An 11,742-nucleotide genomic window follows, 5' to 3' on the forward strand; every position below is an offset into this window, starting at 1 on the left:
CTTTGAACCTTTTATTTTTTCGATTCCTACTTGAAACTAATTTTTCGGTTTCAAAACCAATTTCGTCGAAGTTTTCACAATCTCATCCTTATTCAATTTCATTTTTCTGAATTTACCTTCATTGTACATTTCTGCCTGATCGTGATAATGTTTGCTGAAAGGATTTCCGGATTGTCCGGTTGGTAAAATGCTCCAACTGTTTTCAACATCAGAGAAATCGACAATTCTTCTGGTTGAAGGTCCGCCTTTTACGTAATATTTGCCTTCTTCGTTAAAGCCAAAGAACAAATTATTAATCACTTCATTTGATCCTGGCGACGCAAAAGGTCCAACATTAAATAATTTTCGTAATGCTGCCACTTTTCCTAAAGGATGTTCGTGCTCAACGGTGTGCACTTTGCCCCAATTCCAATCTGAAATCGTAGTTCCTAATTGTTTTTGAAGTGCTGCAACTGCTTCATGAAATGATTTTGAAACGATGTCTTTTCTCATTTCTTTTACATTTTTGGTTTTGATATTATCCCACCAAACCGAATTTTCATTTGCAACTTGTCTGGCAATAACTTGTTTACCAATATGAGTTCCTAAAAACAAATCGAAATTGTCTTTTCCCATTTCATCTTCAAAAGTATTTTTCATGTACAGATAAATCCATTTGTTGTAAATCGTTGGCGCAACATCTTCGAGATTTGTTGTTCCTTTCCAAGATTTTAAAACAGCAATCACTTGTTTTTCTTCTGATGAAAGCGCTTTATTATCTAAATTCGAAATCAAACTTTGAGTAGTTCCCGGAGCAATTGGCGATGTATTATCATAAATCATTTTACTAATTGCTTCTTTATCCCAATCTGATTTGGCGTCCATTAAACCTGAAATTCTTTTCGCACGATCTTCCGGTAAATAATAACCCGGATACAAATAACCATCTATTGCTTCTGGTTGATTATTGGCTGAATAAACATAACCCCATTTCGGGTTTTCAGAAGATGGATTTTTTGAAAAATCCAGATATTCTTTAATATCATCTTTTCCGCTTGCGCCATCCAAAATCAGGAAAGTATTCAAACCTTTATCGTGTTTATACAATTTTCCTGTTGCCCACCAAGCTACATTTCCTTTGGCATCTCCATACATTACATTCAATCCCGGCGCTGCAACTAATTGAACTGCTTTTCTAAAATCATCTTTGCTTTTTGCATGCGAAAGTCCGTAAACTGCATCTAAAATTTGAATAGGTTCTCGCGTATACGTCCACGACATTGCAATAGGATTTTTTTTATCCAAACGCTCTAAAACATCATTCATAATTGGTCCATGACGGCTTGATTTAATGGTCATGACAACATCAGAAGTATCTTTGACTTGGATCGTTTTTTTTCTGACTTCATAAGTTGCGAAACCTGTCGGAGTTTGGTATTGATTATTGTCTCCCGACCTATTTTTCTCCTGATAAAAATCAATATCATCATTTTCAAACATCGTCAATCCATAAGCATAATCGCGATTGTGCGCCAGCAACGGAAACGGAGTTCCAGCCAAATAACAACCATACAATTCATGTTCAGGCGTAATCAAATGCGCTTCGTACCAAGTTGCAGGTTGAGAAAATCCAATGTGCGGATCATTGGCAAAAATTACTTTTCCGCTTTTGGTTTTATGCGGTCCGGCTACCCAGCTATTACTTCCAATAAACGGTGGAATTGGTGATTTGTCCAACAAAGCCGCAACTGATTTTGAGATTGCTGTATATTCCTCAATATTTTCTTTTGAGCTTTTTAACTGAGTTGTATTGAATTCGCCTTCAATTCCTAAATCTTTCAAATATTCAACACCATATTTATTACGAATTTCAGTCAATAACGGATCTGTTTTTTGAGCCATTGCAAAACTGAAAGACATATATCCGAAGATATTATAAACATCTTTTATCGTAAATTTTTCTTTTTTTACACCAACCAAAGTAAATTCTACTGGCGTAACACCTTCATCTAAATATTGATTAATTCCATCCAAATAAGCCATCGTCAACTGATAAGCCTGACTATTTTTATCTAATTTGGAAATGGCTCTCGCCGAAGCTTCTTCAATACCAATTCCCGAGAAAAACTTATCATTTTTCAGCGCTACAGATCCGAAGATTTCAGATAAACGTCCCGGAGCGATTCTTCGAAGCAATTCCATTTGCCATAATCTTTCCTGCGCATGAACATATCCAAGCGCCGTCATAGCATCTTTTTCAGAATCGGCATAAATATGAGGAACTCCAAATTCATCAAAATAAACCGTCGTTTCTTTTTGAAGATTTTTCAATTCCAGCTCTCCTTCATACTTCGGTTTTAAATGAAAAATATAAGCGCATAAACCTATTCCTAAAACAACAATCAGGACAAATAAAACCAGCAGGAATTTCTTAAGTTTTTTCATATTCAAAAAAAGTGTTGCGATGTGATAATTAGTTAAAATGTAACGTAAAAACAAAATCCTGTAAACGACTTTATTTTCTAAAGCCTAAATTTATATTTAAAATCGATACAATAAATGTCAATCTATAAAAAAATAGCTATCGGAGTAATTTCTCTGTTTATTATTGTGATTCTCGCCAATGTTGGTCTGAATTACTGGATCAAAAAACAGCTTCCGATTATCATTCATGAGAAAAACAAAACGGCATACAATATCAATTACGAAAAAATTGAAGTATCGCTTTTTTCTCGAAATATCTATGCCCAGACCTTATTAGTAAGTCCGAAAAACGAACCGAAAGACAGTAAAAACGGCCTTTTTTCTAAAATTGAATCGATTACTATAAGACATTTCAATATTTGGGATTTGGCTTTTCACGATATTATTCAGGCCGAAAGTATCATCATCAATAAACCTCGCGTGATTTTATACAAAAAAGGAGAAAAACTTTTGAATAACAGCAAAAGCATTGAAACTGAAATTGTGGCTCCTTTCCGAAAAATAATTGCGGTTTCGAATATTTATCTAAATGATGGAACAATTGATGTCGTTTCGCTGAATACTGAAAAACCTATTTTCAGCGTTAAAAAAATCATTTTAAAATTGGAAGGAATTTTAATAACCGATGCGACTTTAAAAGAAAAAATTCCGCTGCACTATCAAAAATATGCTTTAATCATCGATAGTTTATTTTACAGACCAAGTGCTTTCTATCATATAACTATTGGAAAAATAAGCACGGAAAAAAACTTTCTGAAAATCAATAATTTTGCTAATCTCCCTCAATTTAACAGACCCAATTTTGTGAAGCGATTGGAAAAAGAAAAGGACATTTATACCTTAAAATTCGATTCGGCTCAAGTTGCAAAAATGGATTGGGGATTTAAAAATGACCGATTTTATTTCAAAGCAAACTCCCTGGTAATCCATCATTTTGATGCTAATATTTATCGAAGTAAAATACCTAAAGACGATTTAAGCAAAAAATATCTTTACAATCATTTATTGCGAAACATAAAATTCCCGCTTCAAATTGACACTTTGCAGGTTTTGAAATCGAAACTGGTTTATGAAGAAGAAATTGATTTTTCAAAAGGTTCCGGAGTTTTGACATTTGACCAATTCAATTTACAGGCAACAAATCTGCGAAGTGGTTTTGGATTAAAAAAAACGAACGATGTAAAAATCAAAGTGAAATGCATTTTCATGAAAAATTCTCCGCTAAATGTTGACTGGAATTTTAATGTTTTAGATAAAACCGATGGATTTCACATTCAGGGCATCATCTCAAACTTTGATGTTGTGGCAATGACAAAATTTACCAAACCATACATGAACACCACTTTTACCGGAACTTTCAATAAATACCGATTTAATTTTTACGGAAATGACAATGTCTCAAAAGGAAACGCTTCTTTAGATTACGACGATCTTAAAGTGAAACTTTACAAAAAGAAAAATCCAGAAAAAGAAGCCAAACTCAAAACGGCCGTCGCTAATTTATTAGTGAAAAACGATTCAAAAGACAAAGCGAAAACCGCCGATGTTGAATTGGAAAGAATTCAGGAAAAATCATTCTATAATTTTTTATGGCGAAGTATTGCAGAATCTTTGAAGAAGATTTTGATATAAAAAATCACAAAGATATTTCTCACTTTTGTAATTTCTAGGAACGAGGAATCTTCGCGAGTAGCTCCACACAGTTAAGCACCATTTTTTGTCAAGTTCTTTGGAATGAAAAGATTGAAGGGAATTCGTGGCGAAAAAACTTTACCTGCAAACCTGACAATTATCAGGTTTTAGAAAAATCCTTTTTTCAATATTTGTCTTTATTTTAATCTGAAAACTAATGACAAAAACACCCTTACATACTTTCCATATTCCGGTAATGGGACTTGCTTATACAATAGACAGCCCCATTCGTGTTGCACAATATGGAATTTCATCTGTGATTGCGCTCGCAGATGACGATTTGATTGAAAAGATGCGTAATTTTTATAGCGCAAAATTCAATATTCCGTATGAAGAAATCACGCAAAAATTTCATGATTACCGCGCTAAAAGAATTACTTCATATTTAAATTTAGTCGATAAAATTGTAAAAGAAAAATTCGAAAACTTTAAAATAGAATTGGCAGAAAGCAAAACGGCTTTGGAAAACTTCATGTCGATGTTGCCGAATACTTCTGACATTAAAAAAGGTTTTCAAAACTTATTAGACGAAGGAATTTCTTTTAAAGAAAACATTCAGCATTATATCGAATCGCATCTTTTTCCCGGAGAAATCGACGTCAATATTATGACAAAACTTGATAAAGATAATTTTGTAAAGAACGAACAGCTTCCAATTGAGTTTAATGATGCTCACGCTGCTTTAAGAGGTTTCGCAAATAGCAATTTAGAATCGTCAGTTGTACTTTCGGCAGGAATGAATCCGAGATTATTTGGTTATTTTGAAAACTTCAAAGATTTTTTTCCGAATGAAAATAATGAACTGAGAAAAAAAATCATTTTAAAAGTAAGTGATTTCAGATCAGCCATGATTCAGGGAAATTTCCTGGCGAAAAAAGGGCTTTGGGTTTCCGAATACCGAATCGAGTCAGGATTGAACTGCGGCGGTCATGCCTTTGCAACTGATGGGCTTTTATTAGGCACCATTTTAGAAGAATTCAAGCAAAAAAAAGAACAACTGGTACAATCTGCCCACGATTTAATGATTAAAGCTTTACAGCTGAAAAATCAAGTCTTTCCTGAAACCCCTTTAGAATTAAAAATCACCGTTCAGGGTGGCGTTGGAACTGCGGAAGAACATGAATTTTTATTAAACGAATATAATGTAGATTCTGTTGGATGGGGTTCTCCATTTTTATTAGTTCCCGAAGCTACTTCTGTAGATAAGGGAACTCGTAATTTATTAATGAATGCTAAAGAAGATGATTTTTATCTAAGTAACATTTCGCCTTTGGGAGTTCCGTTTAATACTTTAAAAGGAACAACAAATGAATTTTTAAAACAAAAACGAATTCACGAAAACAAAGCTGGAAGTTCATGCCCAAAGAAATTTTTGGCTTTAAGCAAAGAATACGATCCTCATGGAATTTGTACCGCTTCAAAAAAATATCAGGATATAAAACTGGAAGAACTCGAAATCAAAAAAGATTCTTTGTCAGTCGAAGATTTTGAAAAAAGCAAAATCAAAATCACAGAAAAATCATGTTTGTGTGTTGGTTTGGCAAATGCCTCTTATCTTGAAAATGATATTAAAATAAAAGGACAATCGCAAGGAGTTGTCATTTGTCCCGGACCAAATTTGGCTTATTTTGATCAGGAAGTTTCATTGAAGGAAATGCTTCAGCATATTTATCAGGGAAAATCAATTTTGAGAACAGATCGTCCTCATTTATTTGTAAAAGAATTAAAAATGTATATCGATTATTTCAGAAACGAAATTGAATCTGTTTCTGAAGTTACTTCAAATCAGCTGAAAAAATGGAATTCTTTTAAAGCGAATATCCTTGAAGGAATTGAATATTATCAAAATCTATTTTCATCAAGTTTTTACTTCAAAAACGATGAAGAAAAAATTAAAAATCAATTCAATTTTTACAAATCAGAATTAAATGCAATTCAGATTCCAACATTGGGATTAGCGTAAAACAAAACGCCGGTTTAGAAAAATCTAAATCGGCGTTTTTTTTATATATAGTATTTAAGATCTATTCTTTTTTCTTCTTGTTGCTGTCAATAATTGCGCCTGTACCAGCACCAACTCCGGCACCTGCCAATCCTCCAATTATGGCACCCTCACCTTTTTTCTTACTGATAATAGCTCCTGTAGCTGCACCTACTCCAGCACCAATTACAGCTCCTTTAGCAGTAGAACTCCAGCCTTTCTTTTTTGCTGGTACCGCAGTTGCTGTTCCATCATTTTCGTGAACCACAACAACTTTTTGTGCTTCTGCTTTTTGTTTCTCTTCTACCTTTGCCATTTCAGTCTTCATCGAATCGATAACGCGCTGTTTGTTAATCTCAACTTTCATTGAATCAATACTGGCTTGTTTGGCTTTATTTAAATCTTCTTTGCTTTGATTTTGGCAAGAAGTTAAAAGTATCGCTGCTAATAAAATATATAAGCCTTTCATGATTGTAGTTTTTAAAATTATACACTACAAAATACGGAATATCTGCTATAATGTTTATTACAGAATTTTTCGGAAAGTTTATAAGATTAGAAGATTTTGTGGTTTTTTCTCGCAGAGTTTTTAGTTAAGCCGAATGTTTTAATCTCGCAATCCCGAAGCCTTCGTGAGCAGAGACGCAAAATTTCTAAGTTCAATTGCATCCAGCTTTAGCTGGATGATAAACAATAAGCAAAGAAAAGGCTTTAGCCAAACCGATATAGTTTGGCTAAAGCCTTTCAAATTTCATTCTAAATACCTCCAGCTAAAGGAGGGGCAATTGAAAAAAATCTTTTTAATCATTTTAATCTGTGGCAAATAAAAAGCTTTGCGTCTTCCCAACTTTGCGAGATTATTTTTTTTATTTCCCTAAAATTCCCTTTTTCAGAATTTGTCCAAAATCATACATATCTTCATATGAGGAATATAAAGGAACAGGTGCAAGACGAATAACGTTTGGTTCACGCCAATCTGTAATCACACCGTTTTTCATTAAATAATCAAATAAGCTTCGCCCTTGCCCATGAAGAAAAACTGATAATTGCGAAGCTCTTTCTTCTGGATTTGTTGGTGTAATTATTTCGAATGTGCTTTCTACTTCTTTATCAATTTCATGAAGAATAAATTCTAAATAAGATGTAATATGATCTCGTTTTGCAATTAAGGCATCCATTCCAACCTCAGCAAACATTTCTACTGATGCCAAATATGGCGCTAATGACAAAACTGGTAAATTACTAATCTGCCATCCATCTGCTCCGTGAACTGGATCAAAATTTGGTTCCATTTTGAAACGACGTTCTTTGTTATGTCCCCACCATCCAGCAAATCTTGGTAAATCTGAATTATGATGTTTTTCATGAACAAAACAACCAGAAGCATTTCCTGGTCCTGAATTCATATACTTATAACTGCACCAGGCAGCAAAATCAACATTCCAGTTGTGAAGTTCTAATTTGATATTTCCTGCTGCGTGTGCTAAGTCCCAACCTACTTTTGCTCCGGCTCTTTGCCCCGCTGCAGTAATAGTTTTAATGTCAAAAACTTGTCCGGTATAATAATTTACTCCGCCAATTAAAACTAATGCCAGCTCATCACCGACTTCTTCAATTTTTGCTAAAACATCTTCTAGGCGAATATTGTGTTCTCCTTCGCGGCGTTTAATTTCTACAATCGCATCTTCAGGTTTGTATCCGTGAAAATTCACCTGACTCTGAAACATATATTGATCTGACGGAAAAGCTTTTTCTTCGCAGATAATTTTATAACGTTTTCCTTTTGGCTGATAAAAAGAAACCATCAACAAATGAAGATTTACAGTCAAAGTATTCATAACCGTAACTTCTGATGGAAGCGCGCCCACAATTTTACTCAATGGTTCTGCAAATCTTTCCTGATAATCCCACCAAGGTTTCTCCGCATAAAAATGACCTTCAACAGCCAATTCTGCCCAGTCATTCATTACTTCATCAATGTAAGCTTTGGTACGTTTTGGTTGTAATCCTAAAGAGTTTCCGGTAAAATAGATAACTCGTTTATCATTTACTTTAGGAAAAATAAATTGTTCCTGATAGTGGTTTAATATGTCTTTCGAATCTAGCCCTCGTGCAAATTCGCGTGTATTTTGAAAAGTCATTTTGTTTTGTTTTGGTTGCTAAAATAACAAATTTTGTTCATTTTGTTTCAGGTTTCAAGTTTCATGTTGATATGCTTTGTGTGATTTAACCGCAAAGTTCGCAAGAATTTTTATCCGGATTAACGTTTACAAACGCTAAGTTCGCAAAGCTTTGCGTTCTTTTTCATTTAGCAAACACAAACTGAGCAAAAATCCTTGCGAACTTTGCGGTTAAATTTCATAACGAACGTCAAACTTGAAACCTGAAACTTGAAACCTGAAACTTGAAACCAATAAAAAACAGAAAACCCGACAAGTTCTAAAAAACTGTCGGGTTCTTATTTTGAAAATAAATTCTAATTAAAGAATTAACATCGCATCTCCGTAAGAATAGAATTTGTATCCTTCTTTGATTGCTTCGTCGTATGCTTTTTTCATTAAATCATGTCCACAGAAAGCAGAAATCATCATTAACAATGTTGATTTTGGTGTGTGGAAGTTTGTGATCATACAGTTTGCAATACTAAAATCGTGAGGAGGAAAAATAAATTTATTTGTCCATCCTTCGTAAGGATTTAAAGTATTGGCAGAAGAAACAGAACTTTCGATTGCACGCATAGAAGTTGTTCCTACTGCACAAATACGTTTTTTCTTTGCTTTAGCCTCGTTTACGATATCACAAGCTTGTTGATTGATAATCAATTCTTCTGAATCCATTTTGTGTTTAGACAAATCTTCAACCTCAACTGGATTGAAAGTTCCTAAACCTACGTGTAATGTTACCTCAGCAAAATTTACTCCTTTGATTTCCAATTTTTTCAAAAGGTGTTTAGAGAAGTGTAAACCAGCAGTTGGTGCTGCAACAGCTCCTTCTTCTTTTGCGTAAATTGTTTGGTATCTTTCAGCATCTTCAGCAGTCACTTCTCTGTTGATGTATTTAGGAATTGGAGTTTCTCCAAGTTCTGTCAATTTATTTCTGAATTCTTCATAAGAACCATCGTATAAGAAACGTAAAGTTCTACCACGAGAAGTTGTATTGTCAATTACCTCAGCAACTAATGAATCATCGTCACCAAAATAAAGTTTATTACCAATACGGATTTTTCTAGCCGGATCTACTAAAACATCCCAAAGTCTTTGCTCAGAATTTAATTCTCTTAATAAGAAAACCTCAATTCTCGCTCCCGTTTTTTCTTTGTTTCCGTACAAACGCGCAGGGAAAACTTTTGTATTGTTAAGAATCAAAACGTCTCCGTCATCAAAATAGTTGATAACGTCTTTAAACATTTTATGCTCGATAGTGTTTTTTTTACGGTCAATTACCATTAAACGAGATTCATCTCTGTTTTCTGCTGGAAATTCAGCCAAAAGTTCTTTCGGTAAATTGAAATTGAAGTGTGATAATTTCATATTTGAAGTTAGATTTTAAAAAATAAATCTTAGACTTTTTTATCTAAAATTTTAAATCGCTTGCAAATATACGATTGTGAAATAGGCGTTGTCAAGTGTTTTGGCTTTTATTTTCAAAAGTCCTTGATTTACTGATGTTTCGAGAACCATTAAAAATATGTTTTTATTTACAAAAAACATTTTCAACATAATTATTGTCATTTCGCCGAAGGAGAAATCTCCGCGAGTAACTCCGCAACTAAAATCCAATCTTTGTCGAGCTCCCTCCTTGCGGAGATTTCTCCTTCGTCGAAATGACAAACTTTGCGGTTATAGCCAAATTCAACCATAAAAAAACCTCTGGTTGAAACCAGAGGCTATATTTTTTGGCAACGAATATTTTGATTATAATTCTGAGACCTGAAAATTTAAAGCTTTTAAATCGTTCCAAAAATCTGGGTATGATTTTGAAACTACTCCGGCATCTTCAATAATAATTGGCACTTTGATTGCCAATGGTGCAAAAGCCATTGCCATTCGGTGATCATTATAAGTTCCGATTTTTACATCGTGATTAATAATTGAAGATTTCACTAAAGTCAAACTGTCGTTTGTAACTGAAATATTAGCTCCTAATTTTGTCAATTCAATCCTTAAAGCTTCAAGTCTGTCTGTTTCTTTAATTTTTAAAGTATGTAGACCTGTTAAATGACATCCAATTCCTAAACCTAAACAAGTTACTACGATTGTCTGTGCAATATCTGGCGTGTTGTTCAATTCAAAATTTACATCTTGATAATTAAACCCAGAAACTTTTTCCAAAGTCATTTTATTGTTGTCGAAAGTCGTTTTCACGCCCATTTTTTCATACAGAGAAACTAATTCTGAATCTCCCTGAAGACTGTTTTCTTTATAACTGCTCAAAGTTATTTTAGCAGATTCAGATAAAGCAACTAAACTAAAGAAATAAGAGGCTGAACTCCAGTCAGATTCTACAACCATTTCTTTTGATTCAACAGATTCTTTAGGGAAAACTTTAATTACGTTTCCTTCAAAACTAGTTTTAATATCTAAATCCGTCAGCAAAGCCAAAGTCATTTTGATATATGGAATCGAAGTAATTTCGCCTTCTAAAGTCAGCTCTAAACCATTTTCTAATTTTGAAGCTACCAATAAAAGTGCTGAGATATATTGACTACTTACATTTGCTGCCAAACTAACTTTTGAAGCCGTAACTTTTTTTCCTTTGATTCTAATTGGTGGATAACCTTCTTCTTTTTCATAAGAGATTTCAACTCCCAATTGTCTTAAAGTATCAACCAAAATTTTGATTGGGCGTTCCTGCATTCTGCTAGAACCTGTCATTACCACTTCTCTGCCTTCGTTTACAGCAAAATAAGCTGTCAAAAAACGCATTGCAGTTCCTGCGTGATGAATATCAACGATTTCATCATTTCCAATTAACGCTTTTTGCATTACTTCGCTGTCGTCTGAGTTTGAAGTATTAGCTAAACTGATATTTGGAAATAAAGCTTTTAGTAGTAATAAACGGTTCGTTTCGCTTTTAGAACCTGTGATATTTAGTTTCGAATCATCAATTGTGAATGGTGAATTCGTGCTTAATTTTAAATTCATTTTTTTAATTGTAAATTGTGAATTATGAATTATGAATGATTAGAAACATAATTCAGCCCCGCAATTTACCACTCCCCATTCATAATTCAAAATTCAAAACTCATAATTCAAAACTTATGAGTGATATTTCACAATTATTTCAATTTATCATTGTTTTTGTGACGATCTTTATCTCTTACCGATTTTAAATCCATTTTTTTATCAAAAGCAGCCTGCAAATCGATTCCGGTTTGGTTTGCCAAACATAAAACCACAAAAACGACATCAGCTAATTCCTCGCCTAAATCTTTGTTTTTATCACTTTCTTTTTCAGATTGTTCTCCATAACGACGCGCAATAATTCGGGCAACTTCACCTACTTCTTCAGTAAGTTGCGCCATATTTGTCAATTCGTTAAAATATCGAACGCCGTGTTCTTTTATCCAGGTATCAACATCAAGTTGAGCATTTTTCAAATCCATT

Annotated in this window: 8 protein-coding genes; 2 read left to right on the top strand and 6 right to left on the bottom strand. The window is 33.7% G+C overall.

Going from position 1 to position 11,742, the window contains the following annotated elements:
• Positions 1-36: 36 nt before the first annotated feature.
• Positions 37-2,424 carry a penicillin acylase family protein gene (locus tag ACWA1B_RS00100; RefSeq protein ID WP_456903696.1) on the bottom strand — a complete coding sequence of 796 codons (2,388 nt, stop codon included), beginning with the start codon at positions 2,422-2,424 and terminating at the stop codon, positions 37-39.
• A gap of 114 nt (positions 2,425-2,538) precedes the next feature.
• Here ACWA1B_RS00100 and ACWA1B_RS00105 point away from each other — a divergent pair, with 114 nt between their 5' ends.
• Positions 2,539-4,095 (top strand): hypothetical protein, encoded by a 1,557-nt coding sequence (locus ACWA1B_RS00105; protein ID WP_456903697.1) that lies wholly within the window; start codon positions 2,539-2,541, stop codon positions 4,093-4,095.
• Positions 4,096-4,312: 217 nt separating this feature from the next.
• Entirely contained in the window at positions 4,313-6,118 is a 1,806-nt protein-coding gene (locus tag ACWA1B_RS00110) for a hypothetical protein (protein WP_456903698.1), read from the top strand.
• A gap of 61 nt (positions 6,119-6,179) precedes the next feature.
• On the opposite strand, the gene ACWA1B_RS00115 is transcribed toward ACWA1B_RS00110, so the two are convergent.
• From ACWA1B_RS00115 to ACWA1B_RS00135, 5 genes are all read right to left on the bottom strand, one after another.
• A complete protein-coding gene (locus tag ACWA1B_RS00115) occupies positions 6,180-6,605 on the bottom strand; it encodes a YMGG-like glycine zipper-containing protein (RefSeq protein ID WP_456903700.1) in 426 nt (141 codons plus the stop codon).
• Positions 6,606-7,002: 397 nt separating this feature from the next.
• The gene (gene kynU / locus ACWA1B_RS00120) at positions 7,003-8,277 is read right to left on the bottom strand and encodes a kynureninase (RefSeq protein ID WP_456903702.1); all 1,275 of its coding nucleotides are present in this window, start codon (positions 8,275-8,277) and stop codon (positions 7,003-7,005) included.
• A gap of 339 nt (positions 8,278-8,616) precedes the next feature.
• On the bottom strand, positions 8,617-9,666 hold the full coding sequence (queA, locus tag ACWA1B_RS00125; RefSeq protein WP_035653407.1) for a tRNA preQ1(34) S-adenosylmethionine ribosyltransferase-isomerase QueA: 1,050 nt from the start codon (positions 9,664-9,666) through the stop codon (positions 8,617-8,619).
• 384 nt (positions 9,667-10,050) lie between these two features.
• Positions 10,051-11,280 (bottom strand): 3-phosphoshikimate 1-carboxyvinyltransferase, encoded by a 1,230-nt coding sequence (locus ACWA1B_RS00130; protein ID WP_456903704.1) that lies wholly within the window; start codon positions 11,278-11,280, stop codon positions 10,051-10,053.
• A 134-nt stretch (positions 11,281-11,414) separates the two neighbouring features.
• On the bottom strand, positions 11,415-11,741 hold the full coding sequence (locus ACWA1B_RS00135) for a nucleotide pyrophosphohydrolase (RefSeq protein WP_012022600.1): 327 nt from the start codon (positions 11,739-11,741) through the stop codon (positions 11,415-11,417).
• Position 11,742: the final 1 nt, after the last annotated feature.

The sequence above is a fragment of the Flavobacterium xizangense genome, assembly GCF_054075145.1.

What these genes read in the sequence shown, in the direction of transcription:
- ACWA1B_RS00100 (WP_456903696.1), bottom strand. Translation starts at nt 2,424, where the DNA reads ATGAAAAAACTTAAGAAATTCCTGCTGGTTTTATTTGTCCTGATTGTT.
- ACWA1B_RS00105 (WP_456903697.1), top strand. Translation starts at nt 2,539, where the DNA reads ATGTCAATCTATAAAAAAATAGCTATCGGAGTAATTTCTCTGTTTATT.
- ACWA1B_RS00110 (WP_456903698.1), top strand. Translation starts at nt 4,313, where the DNA reads ATGACAAAAACACCCTTACATACTTTCCATATTCCGGTAATGGGACTT.
- ACWA1B_RS00115 (WP_456903700.1), bottom strand. Translation starts at nt 6,605, where the DNA reads ATGAAAGGCTTATATATTTTATTAGCAGCGATACTTTTAACTTCTTGC.
- kynU (WP_456903702.1), bottom strand. Translation starts at nt 8,277, where the DNA reads ATGACTTTTCAAAATACACGCGAATTTGCACGAGGGCTAGATTCGAAA.
- queA (WP_035653407.1), bottom strand. Translation starts at nt 9,666, where the DNA reads ATGAAATTATCACACTTCAATTTCAATTTACCGAAAGAACTTTTGGCT.
- ACWA1B_RS00130 (WP_456903704.1), bottom strand. Translation starts at nt 11,280, where the DNA reads ATGAATTTAAAATTAAGCACGAATTCACCATTCACAATTGATGATTCG.
- ACWA1B_RS00135 (WP_012022600.1), bottom strand. Translation starts at nt 11,741, where the DNA reads ATGGATTTGAAAAATGCTCAACTTGATGTTGATACCTGGATAAAAGAA.